The following is an 18,500-nucleotide window of genomic DNA, read 5'->3' as shown; positions in this document are numbered from 1 at the left end:
TCCACCCTGAGGCTCAGACGCGGGTCGCGTCCAGGTGTTTGAGTCGGTCGGTGGCCTGGGCGACGATGCGGTCGACCAGCTCCTCGCAGGTGGGGAGGTCGTCGAGGAGGCCGACGACCTGGCCGCTGGAGAGCATCCCGGCATTCGTGTCGCCCTCGACGAGGCCGGCGCGGAGCAGCATGGGGGTGTTGGCGGCGAGTACGACCTCGGCCCAGGTGCGGTCGCCGCCGTGGACCATCGCGCGGCCGTCCTTGATCAGGGTGCGCCAGGGGAGGCCGGACATGTCCTTGAACTGGCGGGTGCGCTTGAGCGTGCGCAGCAGCTTCGCGGTGAGGCCCTCCTTCTCGAGGGTGTCGATGAACTCGGTGCGGAGCAGGCGATGCGGCATGCCGTCGGCCTTGGTGGTCACGACGGTCCCGTCGAGGCCGAAGGACAGGTAGCGCCGTCGGACGTCCTCCGGGACGGCCGAGTCGGCGGTGAGCAGGAAGCGCGTGCCCATGCCGATGCCGGCGGCGCCGTACGCCATGGCCGCGGCGAGTCCACGGCCGTCGAAGAAGCCGCCCGCGGCGACGACGGGGATGTCGACGGCGTCCAAGACGCTGGGAAGGAGCAGAGTGGTCGGGACCGCGCCGGTGTGGCCGCCGCCCTCGCCGCCCTGGATCATCACCATGTCGGCGCCCCAGCCGGCGACCTTCTTGGCGTGCTTTGCTGCGCCGATCGAGGGCATCACGACGATGTCGTGCTCCTTGAGCGTGCTGATGAGCTCGGGTTTGGGTGCCAACGCGAAGCTGGCGACCTTGACGCCGTGGTCGATCAGGAGTCGGCAGCGGTCGGGGGCGTCGGAGGCGTCGGCGCGAAGGTTGACGCCGAAGGGCTTGTCGGTGCGGCCCTTGACCTCGACGATCGCCTTCTCGAGCTCATCGAGGGTCATCGTGGCCGAGGCCAGGATGCCGAGTGCGCCCGCGTTGGCGGTCGCGGAGACGAGGCGCGGGCCCGCGACCCAGCCCATTCCGGTCTGGACGATCGGGTGATCGACCCCGGTCAGCTCGGTCAGCGGCGTACGAAATGTCTGTGCGGTGCTCATCGTCCGTCCTTCACGAAGGCGTCGCGGCGCTCGTCGGCGACGCCGGCGAGGTTGAGCTCGTAGGTGAAGCCCTGCTCGAAGCGGTAGGAGGCGTTCACGTCGACCGGGTCGATGCCGTTGAGCGCGGCCTTGGCCGCGCGGATGACCTGCGGGTCCTTCGCGGCGATCTGTCGTGCGACCTCGAGGGCGGCCTCGTCGAGGTCCTTGCGGGGAACGACCTGGTGGACCGATCCGAGCTCGTGGAGACGCTGGGCGGTGATGGTCTGGGCGGTGAAATAGAGCGTACGCAGCATGTGCTGGGGCACCAGCCTGCTCAGATGGGTGGCCGCGCCGAGGGCTCCGCGGTCGACCTCGGGTACGCCGAAGAAGGCGTCGTCGCTGGCCACGATCGTGTCCGCGTTGCCGACCAGGCCGACGCCACCGCCGAGGCAGAAGCCGTTGACCGCGGCGATGACCGGGACCGAGCACTCGTAGATCGCCTTGAATGCCGCGTAGCAGCCTCGGTTGGCGCCGAGGATGCCCTCGAACCCCTCGATCTGCTGCATCTCCTTGATGTCGACGCCGGCGTTGAAGCCCTTGCCCTCGGCGCGCAGGATCACGACTCGTGCGCCCTCGTCGGCGGCGGTCGTGACGGCGTCGGCGACCTCGAACCAGCCCTTCACCGGCAGCGCGTTCACCGGTGGGTGGTTCATCGTGACGACGGCGATCTGCTCGTCGGTGATCTCGGTGGAGATGCCCATGGTCCGTTCCTAACCTAGCGATTGCTTGGTAGCCTAGCAGTTGCTTGGTTTCTGTACGCAAGACTGGAAAGGGACGCCACCATGGCTCGACTGCTCGAAGGCCGGATCGCGATCGTCACCGGAGCGGGGCGAGGCATCGGCCGGGCGCACGCGCTCGAGCTCGCCCGCCACGGGGCGAAGGTGGTCGTCAACGACTTCGGCGTCTCGCTGGCGGGCGAGGGCACCGGTGAGTCGCCCGCTTCGCAGGTCGTTGACGAGATCGTCTCCGCAGGTGGGGAGGCAGTTGCCAACGCCGCCGATGTGGCCGACTTCGCGGATGCCGAGGCGATGGTGCGGCAGGCCATCGAGACGTACGGGGGTCTGGACATCCTCGTCAACAACGCCGGGTTCGTGCGCGACCGGATGCTCGTCAACACCTCCGAGGAGGAGTGGGACGCGGTCATCCGGGTGCACCTGAAAGGTCATTTCGCGACGCTGCGGCACGCGGGTGCGTACTGGCGCGCCGAGTCCAAGGCGGGCCGGCAGCGGGATGCTCGGGTCATCAACACCTCCTCCGGCGCGGGCCTGCAGGGTTCGATCGGGCAGGGCACCTACTCGGCCGCCAAGGCCGGGATCGCCGGGCTCACCCTGGTCGCTGCCGCCGAGATGTCCCGTTACGGCGTGACCGTCAACGCCATCGCGCCGGTCGCCAAGACCCGGATGACCGAGGGCGCCTTCGACACCTCCGCCATGGCGCTGCCCGAGGACAACAGCCCCATCGTCGCCTGGCTCGCCTCCGGCGACGCCCGCGACATCACCGGCCGGGTCGTCGAGATCGACGGGTCAACGATCACCGTCGAGAACGGCTGGGCCCACGGCCCCTCCGCCGACGCCGGCGCCCGCTGGGACGCCGCCGACGTCGGCCCGGCCCTCCGCAAGCTCCTCGCCCAGGCGCCGGAGCCGGAGAAGGTGTACGGGGTCTAGTTGCAGGAATACCCGGTTAACAGGGTATTCCTGCACTTCTCTGGCAACGCAACGCCAGAGAAGTGCAGGTTTCACCGGTTAACCGGGTATTCCAACGACTCAGCCGAGCTCCCCACACACTGCCGCCGCGATGTCAGCGAGCGGGGTGTCGAGGGGTGCGGCGGTGGGGTCGTCGGAGCGGGTGAGGGCGGCGATGACGATCGGGGCGCCGTCAGGGGTCCAGGTGACACCGACGTCGTTCCGCGACGCGTAGTCGCCGCCGCCGGTCTTGTCGGCGAGCCGCCAGCCGGCCGGAACCCCGGCGCCGAACCGCGTGACGGTGGACTGGTTGGCCAGCATCCAGGTGGTCAGCTGGTCCCGGTCGGCGCGGTCGAGGGCGTCGCCGAGGACGAGCTTGGTGTAGGTCTGCGCGATCGCACGGGGCGAGGTGGTGTCGCGGGGGTCGCCCGGGATCGCGCTGTTGAGGTCGGGCTCCCAGCGGTCGAGCCGGGTCACGGTGTCGCCGAGCGATCGGGCGAACCTGGTGATGCCGGAGGGGCCACCGATGAGGTGGAGCAGCTCGTTGGCGGCGGTGTTGTCGGACCGCGTCATCGTCGCCTCGGCGAGCTGCGCGACGGTCAGGCCGTTGCGGGTCGTGAGCGAGGTGACCGGTGAGTTGACGACGACATCGGCTGCCTCCCAGGTCAGCCGCTGCTGGAGCGTACGCGCGGGGAGATCGCGCAGGATCGACGCGGCGAGCAGGGTCTTGAAGGTCGACAGCATCGGGAAGCGCTCGTCGGCCCGGTGCTCGATGACGCGGCCGGTCCGCATGTTCTTGGCCCAGACGCCGAGGTGACGCTGGTGCTTCTGCTCGAGCGCGGCGATCGAGGGGCTGTCGGTGGCGTACGCCACGGAGCTGCTGACTCCGGTCGCGGCGACGGCGACCGCGGTGGCGGCGCCGCCCAGGATGGCGCGGCGGCTGAGGATCGGTGTGGTCATGCCGAGCATCGTGAGGCCGCCTCGGCAACCGCGTCCAAGGACGATCCGGCATGGACGTATGCATCGCCGACATGGGACGAGGTGGGGGCGATCAGCCATCCTGTACGCGTGGACCTACTGCTTCACCTGCGCGGCTTCGCCGCCGTCGCGGACGAGATGAGCGTCTCCGAGGCCGCCCTCGAGCTCGGCGTCGACCAGCCGCTCCTCAGCCGCCGTCTCCGTGCTCTCGAGCGGGAGCTCGGGGTGGAGCTGCTCGACCGCACCCGCCGCCAGATCGCGCTCACCCCGGCCGGTACGGCGCTGCTGCCGCGGGCCAGGCACCTGCTCGACCAGGCCGACCATCTGCTGCGGAGCATCCGCCGGCACGACCGGGAGAGCTTCGTGGTCGCGGTGCCGTCCGGCTGTGACCCTGCTCCGCTCGGGCGTTTGGTCGCGCTGCTGGAGGCGGAAGGCGTCGACGTACGCCTCGCGAGCGACAGCGACGAGACGCCGCAGCCGGCCGCCTGGACGGTCGAGGCGTGCGACCCGGACGCGGCCACGTGGCTCACCCCGCTGGGCGCGGCCACCGCTCCCGGGACCACTGAAGGGTCGGTGTCGCTGAGCGCGCTGCGACCACGCCGAGGCGGAGAACGTACGCAGGTCCTGGCCCTCCCACGAGACCTCGACGATCCCGCCGGCCGGCTGCGACGGCTCGCGGAACGGGCCGGCATCGGACCGGCCACCTTGCGCCGAGCCCCGCATCAGCTCGCGGTGGCCGAGACCTTGGCGGGGCGCGCGAGCCTGGTCTGCGCGCGGCATGAGGCGGTGACGTACGGACTGAGCTGGTCCCCCTTCGTCGACCAGGTGGCGCGCGGCCACCGGCTGGTCGAGCAGCCGCCGGCACCCGGACCGCTCGCGGCCGGCCCGGTGCGGGAGCAGGCGCTCGCCCTGCTCGGCGCCTGCGTCGGCGCACCTGAGGAAGGACGCGAATGAGTCCGCTCGTCGGCGGCGACCGGGGCCTGATCGATCTCGCCGAGGCCATCGCGGAGCGCTTTCGGGAGCTCCAGGTCCGGGTCGCGTTCCTCGCCCGCGACATCGACACCGGCTACGAGGTCGGGGTCGGCGTCGACCGCCCGATGCCGCTGGCGTCGGTGGCGAAGGTGCCGCTGGCGCTGGTGGTGGCGGACCGGATCGCCCGCGGCGAGATCGACGGAGGCGAGATGGTGACGCTGACCGCCGCGGAGCGGAGCTACGGGCCGTACGGCATCTCGGCCTTCACCCACGACGCGACCTGCTCGGTCACCGACCTGATGCTGATGATGCTCGGCCTCAGCGACAACGCCGCCGCGGACGCGCTCTTCGACCTGGTCCCACCGCGCGAGGTCGACGAGCAGCTCGCCGAGTGGGGCGTGGAGGGGCTGCGGGTGCGGCACCGGATGCAGCCGATGTACGACTACGCCACCCGTGTCGCCGGCCACGACTTCGCCCTCGCCACCCAGCTCGCGGTCGAGGGCCGCCGGCCGGGTGGCCGGCACGTCATCGACTCGCTCGACGTCGGCCGCGCCACGATCGGCTCGCCGCGCGCCTGCGTCGACCTGCTCCAGCGCGTCTGGCGCGACGAGGTAGCCAAGCCCGAGGCGACCGAGCTGGTACGGCGGCTGATGGGCAAGCAGGTCTTCACCCATCGGATCGCCGCCGACCTGCTCGCCGACGACATCGAGCTCGCCGGCAAAACCGGCGGATTCCTCACCCTGCGGCACGAGATCGCCGTCGTCATCCATCCCGCCGGCCGCGTCGCCATCGCCGTACTCACCGACTCCGACCGCACCGCCCGGGTCCAGAACGACGTCGACCTCGCCATCGCCGCCACCGCCCGCGACACCGTCGAAGCCCTCGCCTCCCGCCGCCCCCGCTGAGGCCAGAAAACCAGTCGGCAATCACCCGGTCGCGGTGGTGGAATTGGCCGGTGCCCCTGCCCGGTTTCATCAGCAACCTCATCCCGCCGACACCGTTGTCGCGGCGGTTGGCGACGCAGTCGCTGCTCTTCGCGGCGGGGGACGGGACGTTCAACACCGCGGCCGCGTTCTACCTCGTCGCATTCGTCGGCCTGAGCCCGGCGCAGATCGGTGTCGGTCTGACGGTGGCGGGGATCGCGTCGTTCCTCACCGCCTACCCGATGGGGCGGCTGGCCGACTTCATCGGCCCGAAGCGGATCTGGGCGATCAGCGCGCTGATCAGCGCATTGATGTTCGCGACGATGCCGTTCATCCACGGCTTCTGGGCCTACCTGGCGGTCATCGTCGTCTTCGAGGTGGTCAACAACGCGGGCGGCGCCGGCCGGAATGCGTACGTCCTCGATGTGCTGCCCGACAAGGAGCGGGTCGCGACGCAGGCGTTCATGTACTCCAGCCTCAACCTCGGCTTCACGATCGGCGCTCTGATCGCCGGTATCGCGCTCGCGCTGGACACCGACACGGTCCTCAAGTGGGGCGTGCCGTTCTTCGCGCTGGCCATCGGGATCGCCAACTCCGTCTGGATCACCCGGCTGCCGAGGGCGCCTCATGACGAGCGCCGCGCGGCCGGCGAGGTCGTCGAGAAGCTGCCCGGCCCGGGCGCGCTGCGCAACGTCGGCTGGCTCCTGGTGACGACCTTCACCGGCACGCTGTGGTCCAACCAGGTGCTGCTGCACACCGTGATCCCGCTGTGGCTGGTCGAATTCACCGACTCCCCGCGCTGGCTGCTGGCCTGGCTCTTCGCGACCAACACGGTGCTGTGCATCATCCTCCCGGCCTACACGTCCAAGGGCGTCCGCAACGTCCGCGACGCGTTGCGCCGGGTCTGGTGGAGCAGCGCGTTCTTCGTCGCCGCCTGCGCGATCACGCTGGTCACCCACGACACCCGCGGGTTCCTCACGATCTTCCTCGTCTGGCTCGGCCACGTCGCCGTGACCGGCGCAGAGCTGGCCATCGGCTCCGCCTCGTGGGCCTTCCAGGCCGAGCTCATGGACCCCGAACGACGGGGCGAGTACGAAGGCGTCGCCGGCATCGGCCGCCAGCTCGGCGGTGCCTGGGCACCCGCCCTGTTCACCTTCCTCGCCATGGGCTGGCACCCCGACTTCTACAGCGGCGCCGGCTGGCTCGTCATCGGCGCCATCGTCGTCGCTGCTGCCGCCGCCATGGGGCCCTCGACGAGGATGGCCGTACGTTTCAAGCAGACCCACTTCCCGCACGAGGACGAGCCCGAGCCGGAGCCGGCGGCCGCCTAGCTCAGCACAATCAGCGCAGGATGGTCGCCATCCGGTCGCCGAGGTAGGGCGCGAGGGTGGCGGCGTAGAGCGGCGAGATGTGGAAGCCGTCCTGGTAGACCTGCAGGTTGCCGACGACGGGGGAGCAGGTGTCGGGCTCGCAGAAGTAGTCGGTGAGATCGACACGGTGGGCGTTCGGGGTCAGCCGGGTGGCGCCGGCGCTGCCGTCGTCGCGTACGACCCGGTCCCGAGCCCGAGCGCAGGTCGATCCCGCCGCGAGGCCGGCGTCGTCGATGCACGGCTGGACCACGCGCGCGAACCGGGTGGTGCTGCCCTCGAAGATCGGGCTGTCCCGGATCGCGATCACGGGCACGGCCGGGTCCGGCCGGCTCGCCCAGGCCTCCGCTAGGCCACGGCTGAGCGCCTCGGCGGGAGTCTCGTCACCGTCGGCCTCGACCGAGACCTGGCTGGAGTGGATGACGACGTACGCATCGATCCCCTCCTCCTCGGAGAGGTAGGTCGCCAGCCGCGACTTCCACTCCCGGCACAGCTCGACGGTCGTCCGGGGAGCGCCGACGCGATCGCGCGCGTTCCAGTGGCAGCCGGCGCGGCTGGCGACGTCGATGCGCCACCCGCGCTGCCTGGCGATCTCGCGGTAGGCGGGGACGAGCTGGTGGTTGTGCGAGTCGCCGATCGCGAGCAGCCGCCGCGTGTAGCCGCGAGCGGGCCCGAGTGTGCAGACCTTGAACCGCACCGGCCGCTCCTTGTTGGACCAGCAGCCCGACCCGTCGGGCGCCTGGTAGCCGAGGCTGGCGTCGAGCAGCCGGTTCGGACCCTCGCAGCCTGCGGTCGCGGGGTCCATGGCGGCGGCGCCGATGCAGCCGGCGTACCTCTTCGCGGCGTCGACGGCGGCCGCCCTGGCCGCGGCGTCTTGGCGGTCCACCGCGGTGGCGCCGGCCATCGTCGTGCCCGCGACGAGCGCGAGCACGACTGGGATGGCAACGAGCCGTCCGAGGCCGGCGCTGTGCGGTCCGAGGGGCGGCCCGAGGCGGGTGACCGGCACCTCGACGAACCGGTGGGTGAGCCAGGCCAGGACCACCGAGGCCGAGAGCACGACGACCGCGGCGAGGAGCGTGGTCCGGGTGGCGTACGTCCAGCTCAGCCACGCCACCAGCAGCGGCCAGTGCCACAGATAGAGCGGGAAGGAGATGTCCGCGACGAACCGCAGCGGCCTCACCGCGAGGAGTCGCTGCGGCCCCCAGGAGTACGCAGACCCGGAGCCGATCACGACCAGCAGCGCCCCGCCGACCGGCCACAGCGCCCACGGGCCAGGGAAGAGGGCGGCGCCGTCGAGCACGAATCCCGAGGTCACGACGAGCAGCAGCCCGGCCCAGGCGAACAGAGGGCGCGCGGCCCCCGGCGGGCGGAGACGGTCGAGCCCGAGCGCGAGCAGCGCGCCCACGCCGAGCTCCCAGAAGCGTGCGCCGGTGTGGAAGTAGGCCACCTGCTGGTCGGCGATCCCCAGCCGCCACGCGAAGACGAACGAGGCGACCGTCGCCACCGCCACGACGAGCGCCAGCGCGAGCCGCAGCCGGGTCCGCGCCACCCGCCAGATCACCAGCACCACCACCGGCCAGACCAGCAGGAACTGTCCCTGCACCGCCAGCGACCAGAAGTGCTGCAGCGGGCTAGCGCTCGGCCCGGCCGCCCCGTAGGCGAGCTGCGACCGGATCATCTCCCAGTTCAGGACGTACGCCGCCGAGGCAGCGATCTCCCGCAGCGTCGAGCTCCACATCGCCCGCGGCATGACCGTCACCATCAGCACCGCCGTCCCGGCGAGCACGACCAGCGTGGGAGCCGAGAGCCGCAGGAACGTACGTCCGTAATGGTCCCCCAAGCGCAGCTCGGACGACGCGGCCCGGCGGACGAGCGACCGGGTCACCAGGAACCCGGTCAGCGCCAGGAAGACGTCGACGCCGCCGGAGACCCGGCCGTTGCCGAAGAGGTGGAAGACCACCACGAGCGCCAGCGCCAGCCCCCGCAGCCCGTGGATCTCGGCGATGCGCGGCGGTCGGGGAGGCTGCGGCATCGGGTCACGCTAAAGGCCCCCGGTGACCCGGGGGAGAAGTGCAGGTTAAGAGCCGAGGATTTGCTCGAGGTAGGCGTTGCCGAAGGTGCGCGACGGGTCGAGCTTGTCGCGCAGCGCGACGAAGTCCCCGAACCGCGGATAGCGTTCGCCCAGGTCAGCGGCGGTGAGCGTGTGCATCTTCCCCCAGTGCGGGCGGCCGCCGGCCTCGCCGGCGATGCGCTCGAAGGTCGCGAAGTACTCCTCGCGCCAGGGTGAGGAGGGCGCTGTGTGGATGGCGATGTAGACGTTCTCGCGCTCGAACCCGGTGGACAGCGGGATGTCGTCGGCGCCGGCCACCCGGACCTCGACCGGGAAGGAGATGTTCCACGACGAAGCCTCGACGGCGCGCTGCAGCGAAGCGAGGACCTCCATGCCGACAGCACGCGGGACGGCGTACTCGCTCTCCACGAACCGGACCTTCCGCTGCGAGGTGAAGACGCGGTAGGAGATGTCGGTGAACTCGCGTGGCGAGAGGGCGGAGGCGGCGAAGCGGGCCAGCGGCTTCACCAGACCCGGGACGCGAAGACCGAGACCGACGGTCGCGCCGAAGGCCTGGTTGGAGAGGAGCTCGTCGTCGAACCAGCCGCGCACCCGGCCCACCGGCGCCAGCGGTGTCTCCGGCAGCGGCAGCCGGGTGTTGTGCTTGGTCAGGACCCGGGTCGTGTGCGGGAACCAGTAGAACTCGAAGTGGTCCGTGCCGGAGGCGTGCTCCTCGAACGATGCCATCACCTCGGCGAGCTCTCCGTTGCCCTCGCGTGCGCGCAGCGCGTAGAGAGGCTCGGTCTGGAGCGTGACCTCGACGATGATCCCGAGCGCGCCCAGCCCCACCCGGGCGAGGTCGAAGACCTCGGGATTCTCTTCAGCCGAGCAGGCGATCACGGAGCCGTCGGCGAGGAGCAGCCGCAGGCCGCGTACCTGGGTCGCCAGGCCGCCGAAGCGCGCTCCCGTGCCGTGGGTGCCGGTCGAGATCGCCCCGGAGATCGACTGCTCCTCGATGTCACCGAGGTTGGTCATCGACAGGCCGAGCGCCTCGAGCGCGCGGTTGAGGACGTTGAGACGGGTGCCGCCGCGTACCGTCACCAGGCCGGTCGTCGCGTCCGCGCGGACGATCCCCGAGAGACGATCCAGGTTGACCTGGAGGTCGACCGGCGATCCGATCGCGGTGAACGAGTGCCCTGCGCCGATCGGCCTGATCCTCCGCCCGGCCTCCGCCGCGGCCACGACGACCGCCGAGAGCTCTGCCTCGTCGCGAGGCAGCACGACCTCGATCGCGCCCGCGTGCTGGTTGCCCGCCCAGTTCTGCCACTCCCTCACGCGGGAAAGGGTGTCGCCTCGGAGGCGCCCGGTCAACGCCTTCGCCCACATCGATCGGCCCGCGCGGCGGCACAGTTCGTCACCTCCCGTTGACGGGAGCGCCGCGTGGGGCATAGACACTTGCGTCGTGGTCACGACTTCCCACCATCTCTCCGCCCAGCAGCACGAACGGCTCGACCGGGCGACCGCTCGTCTCGACGGACCCGTCGGGGCGGTGGACCTCGCGGCGTTCGACGCCAACGCCGACGACCTCGTGCGCCGTGCCGCCGGCACCCCGATCCGAGTGGCCAGCAAGTCCGTACGCTGCCGGGCCCTGATCGACCGGGTGCTCGCCCGCGAGGGATACGAGGGGATCCTGGCCTTCACGCTCTTCGAGGCGCTGTGGCTGGCCGAGTCGCACTACGACGTCGTGGTCGGCTACCCGACCGCCGACCGAGCCGCGCTCGCCACCCTCGCGAAGGACGAGGAGAAGCTCGCCCGGGTCACCCTGATGATCGACAGCGCCGAGGGGTTGTCGCTGGTCAAGGCCGCGATCGGCACCCCGGTCGCCCCCGTGCGCGTGGCCATCGACCTCGACGCCGCGCTGGTCATCGCCCGCCGCATCTGGCTCGGCGCCCGCCGCTCCCCGGTCCGCACCCCCGAGGACGCAGTCGCTCTCGCCCGGATCGTCGCCGAGGACCCGGACTTCCAGCTGGTCGGGCTGATGGCCTACGAGGGCCAGATCGCCGGCACCGTCGACCGCCCGCTCGGCGGCAACCCGCCCCCGGCCGTCATCAGGAGGATGAAGAAGGCCTCCATCGCCGAGATCACCGAGCGCCGCGGGAAGATCGTCGCCGCCGTACGCTCCCTGACCGATCTCGAGTTCGTCAACGGCGGTGGCACGGGCTCGATCGAGTCCACCCACGCCGACCCCTCGGTCACCGAGATCGCGGCCGGGTCCGGGCTCTACGGGCCGACCCTCTTCGACCGCTACGACGGCTTCACGCCCCACCCCGCGGCGTACTTCGGGCTGAGCGTGGTCCGCCGCCCAGCGCCCGGCATCGTCACCGTCGCCGGTGGTGGCTGGATCGCCTCGGGCCCGCCCGGACTCGACCGCGTCCCCAGCCCGACCTACCCCTTCGGCCTGGAGTACGTCGGCACCGAAGGCGCCGGGGAGGTCCAGACGCCGCTGCGCGGCCATGCCGCCGACCAGCTCGCGATCGGTGACAAGGTCTGGTTCCGGCACGCGAAGGCGGGCGAGGTCTGCGAGCGGCTCGACACGCTCCAGCTGATCGAGGGCGACTCGATCATCACGGTCGCGCCGACCTACCGGGGCGAGGGTCAGACCTTCCTGTGACCTGCCGGGTCACTCGCCCAGCAGCTGGAACCAGCTCTCGGTGAGCAGCTCGCACATGCGGTCGTGCTCGACGCCCCAGAACCCGTCCGTCCAGCGCTGGAACAGATAGTCGAGCTGGCCGACCGCGAGTGCGCCACGCAGCCGCCGGCTGTCGGCGTCGAACCGGTCCGCCTTGTCCAGACCCACGCTGACGTCCTCGATCGTCTCGTCCGTCCAGGAGTCCACGATGCGGGTGAGATCGGGATCGACGGCCTGGGCCGCCCGGGCGATCGTGACGATCGGACGCACCGCCGGCCACCGGGCTGTGGCCTGCCGGATCCAGGCACCCAGCTGCTCGCGGGTGCCGGCCGCCACCGCGTCGGCGAGGCCGCCGAGCGAACTGCCCTGCGGGGAGCGGAGCTGGATCAGCTCGTCCTCGAGGCGCTCGGCGATCAAGGCCTTGATGACTTCGGACTTCGAGGGGAAGTAGGCATAGAACGTCACCCGGGTGGTGCGTGCCGCCGAGGCGATCTCGTCGATCGTCGTGGCCGCGTAACCGCTCGCGACGAACCGATCCATCGCCGCGTCCAGCAGGAGCTGGCGAGTCATCGCCCTCTGAGCTGCACGGTTGGTCACGGCCTCACGATAAGCGACGCCGGTACCTCCCTGGGGATTTCCAAGTTTTCTCGAAACCCGATGCCCGGCAGATGGGCCCTCGGTAGGTTCTGTCCCGATGGACGATCATGTGACCTGGGCGGACAAGGGCTTCTGGGAGCCGGGAGAAGCCGTCGATCTCACCACGTACGCAGCCTCCGGCCGCAACCTCTTCGACGGCTCGTTCACCTGGCCGGTGATGGTGCTCAAGAAGAGTGCGCTGGAGCACAACATCGCGACTCTCGCGGGCTTCGCGGAGGAGCACGGCCTGCTGCTCGCGCCGCACGGCAAGACCACGATGGCGCCGTCGCTCTACCAGAGACAGCTGGACGCCGGCGCGTGGGCGATCACGGTCGCTTCACCCAGCCAGGCCCTGGTCGCCCGCCATGCCGGCGTACGCCGGGTCCTGGTCGCCAACGAGATCCTCGACCACAGCGCGCTGAGCTGGGTGGCCTCCGAGCGCGCGGCCGACCCGGAGTTCCTCCACCTGCACTGGGTCGACTCGGCCGAGGGCGTCGAGGCGGCGGCCGAGGCGTCGGCCCTGGTCGGCGTCGAGGACCGGCCGATGGCCGTGCTGATCGACCTGGGCTTCCCGGGCGGCCGCACCGGCTGTCGCTCCGTCCAGGAGGCTGTCGAGCTCGCGCGGGTGGTCGACTCCACGCCTGGCGTACTCCTGGCGGGGGTTGCCGGCTACGAAGGCGGGCTGCGGATGGCGGAGGAGGTCGGCGACTACTTCGACCGCCTCAAGGAGCTCGCCTCGAGGCTGTACACCTTGGGCCTGATCCCCGCCGACGCCATCGTCTCCGCAGGTGGCAGCGCCTTCTTCGACGTGCTCGCCGAGCGCTGGGCCTCGGGCTGGCCGGACGGGATGACGCCTCGCAAGGTGCTGCGCAGCGGGACGTACGTCACCCACGACCACGGCCTCTACGCCGGGAGGACGCCCTACAACCGCATCGAGGGCACCCTGGACCCGGCGATCGAGGTGTGGGCCCAGGTCGTCTCGGCCCCTGAGGAGGGACTGGTCATCGTCGGCATGGGCAGGCGGGACGCGCCCTATGACAGCGGCCTGCCCGTCCCGCTCGCGGTGCGACGCAACGGCTTCGGCGGCGCGGAGCCACTCGAGGGCACCGTCGAGAAGCTGGCCGACCAGCACGCCTTCCTGCGCACCGACGCCGGGCTGCGGCCGGGCGACCTGGTCAGCTTCGGGATCTCGCACCCGTGCACGGCGTTCGACAAGTGGCGGCTGATCCCGGTCGTCGACCTCGACTACACCGTGACCGACCTGGTCCGGACGTACTTCTGAGGACTCAGGCGATGTCGGAGAGACGCACCCTGACCTGGTAGAACGCGCCGTGGTCGGTGGCCCGGCGGGCCGACGGGCCGGAGTAGACCTGGTAGCGGTCGGGACGCAGCGACGGGCTGAGGAAGGCCTGGTCGATCGGCGCCCGGCGGGCGGTGGCGCACTTCTCGTGCGTCGCGAGCGGACTCACCAGACCGGTCCCGGGTGAGGTCAGGTCGCACAGGATGTCGTTGCGCTGGTTGAAGTCACCGGCGACGACCATCGGCACCTCGGCGCGGGCAACCGCCTCCTTGACGATCTGGGCGTTCAGGTCGCGCCACTGCTTCTGCCTGGGGGCCGAGGGAAGGCTCGCCGGGAAGTGCACGGGCAGCACTCCGACGCGCTGGCCGGAGGAACGCTCCTCCAGCACCACCACCGGCGCGCTGACCTGGGCGCCGTGGCGGTAGTACATGGTGACGGTGTCCTTGCTGACCAGCCGGAACACGGAGCGCCGGTAGAAGACCGCGTCGTCGGTGGCGTCGGGCGTGGAGACGAGCGCGTACTCCCGTCCGAACGACTCGAAGGCCTCCCGCTGCGGCGCCTCCACCTCGGCGAGCACGCCGAAGTCGATGAGCGTACGCCGCAGGTGACCCACCACGATCCGCATCCGCGGCACCCCGTCGAGCCGTCCGGCAGCAGCACCCCCGGGCGCGGTGTGGTGATCGGCCCAGGCGTTGAGCCAGGCGAAGCGCTGGAAGCCGGGCTGCACCGGCGCGGCCTGGGCGACCGTGACGGTCGGGCCGGCGGAGGCGGTCGTCGGGACCAGGAAGCTCAGGGCGGCGCCGAGGACACCGCACAACGCGATCGCGGGCACGACGGCGCGCAGGAGCTTGCCCGAGGCGAACAGCTTGGGGGACACGCCTACCGACGGTATGAGTCCGCCATGTGCGCCGAACCAAACGCTTTCGAATACTCAGAAACCTCGGGTGAACTCCGGCGACGGGTCAGGCCGGCGGCCCGATCTCGGCGGTCACGAGGTCCGCGAGGCGCTGGGCGGTGCTGAAGTCGGGAGTGAGGCGGTTCTTGGTGACGGCGAACGAGATCCCGGTGGCCGGATCGGCGTACGCGTAGCTGCCCCCTCCGCCGGGCCAGCCGAGCGCGGTCGGTGCCTCGCCGGCCGTGGCGCCGATGCGGCCCAACGGATAACCCAGAGCCAGCCGGGCCGGGTTGCCGAAGACCTGGTCGATGCCCTCGAAGGCGATCGCCGACAGCTCCTCGAGCTGGTCCGGGGCGATCAGTCGGCCGTCCAGCATCGCGGCGTACGCGGTCGTGATCCCACGTGCGGTGAAGGTGCCCACCGACGGGATGTCGGCCTGGAGGAGCTGAGGGTCGTTGCCCATCGACGCCCGAGGTTGTCGTTCCCAGGGCGCCAGGACGCCGACCGGTTCGGGGGCTTCGGGTGTCGGCGGCGCCGCGTCCTCGAGCCGGGCGAGCCGGTTGAGCTCGCTCGGTGGGACGCCGAAGTACAGCTCACCGGTGACCCCCAGGGGTGTGGCGACCCAGTCGTTCAGCAGCCGTCTCATCGGCATTCCGGTGACCCGGCGCGCGATCTCGCCGACCAGGAAGCCGAAGGTGTACGAGTGGTAGCCGGTCCGGGTGCCCGGTCGCCACAGCGGCTCGGCCACGGCGATCGCCGCGCAGACCCGGGACCAGTCGCCCAGGTCGCCGGGTCCGAGTCCGCCTGGCATCGCGGGCACGCCGACCGTGTGGGTCAGCACGTGACGCAGCGTCGCCGACTCCTTGCCGCACACCCCGAACTCCGGCCATACGTCCGCGACCGGGGTGTCATAGCCGACCAGGCCGTTGCCGACCAGGAGGTGGGCGATCAACGCGGCCATCCCCTTGCCGGTGGAGAGGCTGAAGAACAGCGTCTCCGGGCCGACCGGCCGCCCGGTCCGGCTGTCGGCGACACCGGCGACAGCGTCCACGACCCGGTGGCCGCGGTGGTCGACGGCGACCTGCAGGCCGGTCTCTGTCCCGCTGGCGACGAGCTCGTCCAGGACGTACTGGATCCGGTGCTGGAGGGTCATCGCCGCCTCGTCCGGCCTACAGGTCCATGAAGATCAGGGCGCCCGCGATGTCGGCGGTGCCGTAGTGGAGGTAGTCGTCGACGGTCGCCTCCGGGACGCCCTTCTGTGCGGTCACGAAGCCCACGACGACCGCCTTGGAGGAGTCCTTGGCGACCCACTTCCCGATCACGTCGTCCGCGATGAGGCTGCCGGTGGGCAGGTCGAAGTCGGTCTCCTTGACCGACTCCGCGGCCGCCGTCGCCTCCGCCTCGCTGTCGAAGACGTAGATCACCCGGAGCATCCGCAGCTTGCCGCCCTCGGCGTCGTGGATCCCCATCGCGGCGTAGCCGCAACCCTTCTTCTCCAGGGCCGCCGACGCGATCGGCCCGCAGTCCGGATAGTCCTGAGCGGCCACGTACGTCGCGTTCATGCTCACGTCGCCGAGCTTGAACTTCCAGTCACCCTCGAACAGGTCCGCGGCCAGCCCGCCCGGGACAGGGGCGGCCGACGTGCTCGGCGTGGCCGTCACCGTCAGCGGTCCCGGCTTCGCCGTCGGGTCCTCCTCACCGCGGAGAACGACGATGGCGGCCGTGATGATCACGCCGATGATCAGTATCCCAGCGATCGCCCCGAGCCCGATGACGATCGGCCACGGGTTGTGCGGCTTCTCCGGCGGCGGTGGCCCTCCCGCGCCGAACGAATTTTCGTTCGGCGGCCAGCCAGCTGGTGTCCCGGGCTGGAGGTTCGGCGCAGGAGGCATCGCCCCGTACCCGTCCGGCGGCGGTGGTGGTGTCGGCGTAGTCATCGGACCCCCTGGCCGAGTAAAGATTCACGTAGGAGAAACGTTCCCACGCGGTTCCACGATTCTCTCGTACGCCCCCACAACCGCTGCTACTTTCTGCGATGCGCCAACGGGTGGGCGCCATCTCGGCCCATCACGCTCCGCACAAAGGATCCCCATGCGCGCTCGCTCGACCACGTCCGCCGACTTCTACGTGAGCCAGTAGATGGAGACCAAATGGAAGTTCCTCATCGCGGCCGGCGCGGTCCTGGCGATCTGGGTGATCCTCGAGCTGCTCGGTCTCATGGCCGACGTGATCTTCCGGTCATTCCTGCACAGCTATCCGGTGGCGTTGGCGATCGTCGCGCTGGCGGTCGGTTACCTGCTCGGCCGCGACAGCAATCGCTAGCAGCCGGAAGTAGTCCGGGACGTTTCCGCCCCTATACCCGCAGGTAATAGGCAGAAACGTCCCGGACTATCTCGTTCACACCCTCCCGATCACGGGGCAACCGGGTAGTGGCTGGAGATCGCGATGCGGTTCCAGGCGTTGATGGAGATCGCGACCCAGGTGAGGGCGGCGATCTGCTTGTCGTCGAGGATGCTCTCGACGTCCACCTTGGGGGTGGCGGCGGTGTGCAGGTCGCCGATGCGGGTGATCTGCTCAGCGATGGTGAGGGCGGCCTGCTCCTCGGGGGTGAAGTACTGCGACTCCCACCAGGCGGCGACGAGGGCGAGACGGTCGGCGGTCTCGCCGTTCTTGATGGCGTCCTGGGTGTGCATCCGCAGGCAGAAGGCGCAGCCGTTGATCTGGGAGGCGCGGAGCTTGACCAGGTCGACGGTGAGCCGGTCGAGGCCGGCGACGGTGATGGCCTCCTCGACCGCCTCCTCGACGGCCATCTGGGCCTTGTACGCAGCGGGGAACAGCTTGGTCACGTTGACGTTGGCGAGCATCGGGGTCCTTCGGGTCTGGCCCGCCACAGCGCGGGCACTCGTCAGGTTGACGAGGCGGCGGATGCGATTGTGAGGTCGCCACCTCACAATCGCGATGTCTGGCTCGTCACACTGGGTGAACCGCGGAGGAGATGCCACGATGCCTGACATGGACGACCTGGGCGAGGTGATGGTCGAGCGCCGCCGTCTGATCGCGCTCGCCTACCGCCTGCTCGGCACGGTCGAGGAGGCCGAGGACGCGGTCCAGGAGACCTACCTGCGGTGGTACCGCCTCTCCGACGACGAGCGGGCGGCGATCGACAATCCCTCCGGCTGGCTGAGCCGCGTGACCAGCCGGGTCTGCCTCGACGTACTCAAGTCGGCACGCAGCCGCCGGGAGAGGTACGTCGGCCCGTGGCTGCCCGAGCCGGTCCGGCCGGGCTTCCTCGCCGCCCCCGAGGATCCGGCCGACCGGGCGACCCTGGACGACACGGTGAGCACCGCGCTGCTCGTCGTGCTCGACGCGATGACTCCGGCAGAGCGGGTTGCGTTCGTGCTCCATGACATCTTCGCCGTCCCGTTCGGCGACATCGCCGGTGTGGTCGGCCGCTCACCGGCCGCGGTGCGGCAGCTCGCCGCCTCGGCACGTCGCCGGGTCGCCCAGCAGCGCGACGACGTCGCTCCGCTGCCGGAGCACGACGACGTCGTCCGCGCGTTCGTCTCGGCCACCGCCGGCGGCGACCTCGGCCGGCTGGTGACGCTGCTCGACCCGTCGATCACGCTCCGCTCCGACGGCGGTGGCCGCGTCAGTGCGGCCCTCAACCCGATCCTGGGGCCGGAGAAGGTGGCGCGGTTCCTGCTGGGCGTACTCACGAAGCGGCCGACCTGGGCGATCCGCACCGAGGCCACCGCCGACGGCCTCGGGTTCACGTTCCTCGAGGACGGCGCTCTCCGCGGCGTCGCCAACCTCCGGGTCGCCGGCGGCCGGGTCACCGACGTCTGGATCGTCCTGAACCCGGACAAGCTCGCCCGCTGGAGCTGA

Annotated in this window: 18 protein-coding genes; 8 read left to right on the top strand and 10 right to left on the bottom strand. The window is 70.8% G+C overall.

Annotated elements, in window-relative coordinates:
• Positions 1-13 precede the first annotated feature (13 nt).
• Both AB0F44_RS25515 and AB0F44_RS25510 read right to left on the bottom strand, forming a co-directional pair.
• On the bottom strand, positions 14-1,084 hold the full coding sequence (locus tag AB0F44_RS25515) for a nitronate monooxygenase (RefSeq protein WP_357359506.1): 1,071 nt from the start codon (positions 1,082-1,084) through the stop codon (positions 14-16).
• Complete coding sequence (locus tag AB0F44_RS25510) at positions 1,081-1,824, bottom strand: enoyl-CoA hydratase family protein (RefSeq protein ID WP_357359504.1); 744 nt, start codon at positions 1,822-1,824, stop codon at positions 1,081-1,083. Before AB0F44_RS25510 ends, AB0F44_RS25515 begins: the two co-directional genes overlap by 4 nt.
• Before the next feature lie 81 nt (positions 1,825-1,905).
• Here AB0F44_RS25510 and AB0F44_RS25505 point away from each other — a divergent pair, with 81 nt between their 5' ends.
• Entirely contained in the window at positions 1,906-2,787 is an 882-nt protein-coding gene (locus AB0F44_RS25505; RefSeq protein WP_357359502.1) for an SDR family oxidoreductase, read from the top strand.
• Between the two features lie 99 nt (positions 2,788-2,886).
• Here the strand turns inward: AB0F44_RS25505 and bla are convergent, their stop codons facing one another.
• Entirely contained in the window at positions 2,887-3,765 is an 879-nt protein-coding gene (bla, locus tag AB0F44_RS25500; RefSeq protein ID WP_357359501.1) for a class A beta-lactamase, read from the bottom strand.
• Positions 3,766-3,846: 81 nt separating this feature from the next.
• Here bla and AB0F44_RS25495 point away from each other — a divergent pair, with 81 nt between their 5' ends.
• Genes AB0F44_RS25495 through AB0F44_RS25485 form a run of 3 tightly spaced genes read left to right on the top strand, consistent with a single transcriptional unit; the run spans position 3,847 to position 7,009 of the window.
• On the top strand, positions 3,847-4,737 hold the full coding sequence (locus AB0F44_RS25495; RefSeq protein ID WP_357359499.1) for a LysR family transcriptional regulator: 891 nt from the start codon (positions 3,847-3,849) through the stop codon (positions 4,735-4,737).
• Complete coding sequence (locus tag AB0F44_RS25490) at positions 4,734-5,660, top strand: serine hydrolase (protein WP_357359497.1); 927 nt, start codon at positions 4,734-4,736, stop codon at positions 5,658-5,660. The genes AB0F44_RS25495 and AB0F44_RS25490 overlap by 4 nt, the downstream gene beginning before the upstream one ends.
• A 50-nt stretch (positions 5,661-5,710) precedes the next feature.
• Entirely contained in the window at positions 5,711-7,009 is a 1,299-nt protein-coding gene (locus AB0F44_RS25485) for an MFS transporter (RefSeq protein WP_357359495.1), read from the top strand.
• Between the two features lie 10 nt (positions 7,010-7,019).
• On the opposite strand, the gene AB0F44_RS25480 is transcribed toward AB0F44_RS25485, so the two are convergent.
• Together AB0F44_RS25480 and AB0F44_RS25475 are read right to left on the bottom strand one after the other, a co-directional pair.
• Positions 7,020-9,077, bottom strand: coding sequence for an acyltransferase family protein (locus AB0F44_RS25480; RefSeq protein ID WP_357359493.1), 2,058 nt, complete (start codon positions 9,075-9,077; stop codon positions 7,020-7,022).
• Between the two features lie 45 nt (positions 9,078-9,122).
• A complete protein-coding gene (locus tag AB0F44_RS25475; RefSeq protein ID WP_357359492.1) occupies positions 9,123-10,430 on the bottom strand; it encodes a D-arabinono-1,4-lactone oxidase in 1,308 nt (435 codons plus the stop codon).
• A 127-nt stretch (positions 10,431-10,557) separates the two neighbouring features.
• On the opposite strand from AB0F44_RS25475, the gene AB0F44_RS25470 reads away from it, so the two are divergent.
• Positions 10,558-11,766 (top strand): amino acid deaminase/aldolase, encoded by a 1,209-nt coding sequence (locus AB0F44_RS25470; RefSeq protein ID WP_357359490.1) that lies wholly within the window; start codon positions 10,558-10,560, stop codon positions 11,764-11,766.
• A 9-nt stretch (positions 11,767-11,775) separates the two neighbouring features.
• On the opposite strand, the gene AB0F44_RS25465 is transcribed toward AB0F44_RS25470, so the two are convergent.
• Entirely contained in the window at positions 11,776-12,381 is a 606-nt protein-coding gene (locus AB0F44_RS25465; RefSeq protein WP_357359488.1) for a TetR/AcrR family transcriptional regulator, read from the bottom strand.
• A 97-nt stretch (positions 12,382-12,478) separates the two neighbouring features.
• Here AB0F44_RS25465 and AB0F44_RS25460 point away from each other — a divergent pair, with 97 nt between their 5' ends.
• Positions 12,479-13,702 carry an alanine racemase gene (locus tag AB0F44_RS25460; protein WP_357359486.1) on the top strand — a complete coding sequence of 408 codons (1,224 nt, stop codon included), beginning with the start codon at positions 12,479-12,481 and terminating at the stop codon, positions 13,700-13,702.
• Between the two features lie 4 nt (positions 13,703-13,706).
• Here the strand turns inward: AB0F44_RS25460 and AB0F44_RS25455 are convergent, their stop codons facing one another.
• The 3 genes from AB0F44_RS25455 to AB0F44_RS25445 all read right to left on the bottom strand — a co-directional run bounded on the left by AB0F44_RS25455 (position 13,707) and on the right by AB0F44_RS25445 (position 16,552).
• The gene (locus AB0F44_RS25455) at positions 13,707-14,597 is read right to left on the bottom strand and encodes an endonuclease/exonuclease/phosphatase family protein (protein ID WP_357359484.1); all 891 of its coding nucleotides are present in this window, start codon (positions 14,595-14,597) and stop codon (positions 13,707-13,709) included.
• Positions 14,598-14,682: 85 nt separating this feature from the next.
• Entirely contained in the window at positions 14,683-15,768 is a 1,086-nt protein-coding gene (locus AB0F44_RS25450) for a serine hydrolase domain-containing protein (RefSeq protein WP_357359482.1), read from the bottom strand.
• A 16-nt stretch (positions 15,769-15,784) separates the two neighbouring features.
• Positions 15,785-16,552, bottom strand: coding sequence for a hypothetical protein (locus AB0F44_RS25445; RefSeq protein ID WP_357359480.1), 768 nt, complete (start codon positions 16,550-16,552; stop codon positions 15,785-15,787).
• 202 nt (positions 16,553-16,754) lie between these two features.
• On the opposite strand from AB0F44_RS25445, the gene AB0F44_RS25440 reads away from it, so the two are divergent.
• A complete protein-coding gene (locus tag AB0F44_RS25440) occupies positions 16,755-16,937 on the top strand; it encodes a hypothetical protein (RefSeq protein WP_357359478.1) in 183 nt (60 codons plus the stop codon).
• 89 nt (positions 16,938-17,026) lie between these two features.
• Here the strand turns inward: AB0F44_RS25440 and AB0F44_RS25435 are convergent, their stop codons facing one another.
• Positions 17,027-17,479, bottom strand: coding sequence for a carboxymuconolactone decarboxylase family protein (locus tag AB0F44_RS25435; RefSeq protein WP_357359477.1), 453 nt, complete (start codon positions 17,477-17,479; stop codon positions 17,027-17,029).
• Positions 17,480-17,618: 139 nt separating this feature from the next.
• Here AB0F44_RS25435 and sigJ point away from each other — a divergent pair, with 139 nt between their 5' ends.
• Complete coding sequence (gene sigJ, locus AB0F44_RS25430) at positions 17,619-18,500, top strand: RNA polymerase sigma factor SigJ (RefSeq protein ID WP_357359475.1); 882 nt, start codon at positions 17,619-17,621, stop codon at positions 18,498-18,500.

The organism is Nocardioides sp. NPDC023903, assembly GCF_040639295.1.
GTDB lineage: Bacteria > Actinomycetota > Actinomycetes > Propionibacteriales > Nocardioidaceae > Nocardioides.
This window is presented reverse-complemented; position numbering and strand designations above follow the sequence as displayed.

Coding starts and splice junctions, on each gene's coding strand:
- sigJ (WP_357359475.1), top strand. CDS start 17,619: ATGCCTGACATGGACGACCTGGGCGAGGTGATGGTCGAGCGCCGCCGT.
- AB0F44_RS25445 (WP_357359480.1), bottom strand. CDS start 16,552: ATGACTACGCCGACACCACCACCGCCGCCGGACGGGTACGGGGCGATG.
- bla (WP_357359501.1), bottom strand. CDS start 3,765: ATGACCACACCGATCCTCAGCCGCCGCGCCATCCTGGGCGGCGCCGCC.
- AB0F44_RS25480 (WP_357359493.1), bottom strand. CDS start 9,077: ATGCCGCAGCCTCCCCGACCGCCGCGCATCGCCGAGATCCACGGGCTG.
- AB0F44_RS25505 (WP_357359502.1), top strand. CDS start 1,906: ATGGCTCGACTGCTCGAAGGCCGGATCGCGATCGTCACCGGAGCGGGG.
- AB0F44_RS25460 (WP_357359486.1), top strand. CDS start 12,479: ATGGACGATCATGTGACCTGGGCGGACAAGGGCTTCTGGGAGCCGGGA.
- AB0F44_RS25435 (WP_357359477.1), bottom strand. CDS start 17,479: ATGCTCGCCAACGTCAACGTGACCAAGCTGTTCCCCGCTGCGTACAAG.
- AB0F44_RS25510 (WP_357359504.1), bottom strand. CDS start 1,824: ATGGGCATCTCCACCGAGATCACCGACGAGCAGATCGCCGTCGTCACG.
- AB0F44_RS25440 (WP_357359478.1), top strand. CDS start 16,755: ATGGAGACCAAATGGAAGTTCCTCATCGCGGCCGGCGCGGTCCTGGCG.
- AB0F44_RS25515 (WP_357359506.1), bottom strand. CDS start 1,084: ATGAGCACCGCACAGACATTTCGTACGCCGCTGACCGAGCTGACCGGG.
- AB0F44_RS25490 (WP_357359497.1), top strand. CDS start 4,734: ATGAGTCCGCTCGTCGGCGGCGACCGGGGCCTGATCGATCTCGCCGAG.
- AB0F44_RS25450 (WP_357359482.1), bottom strand. CDS start 15,768: ATGACCCTCCAGCACCGGATCCAGTACGTCCTGGACGAGCTCGTCGCC.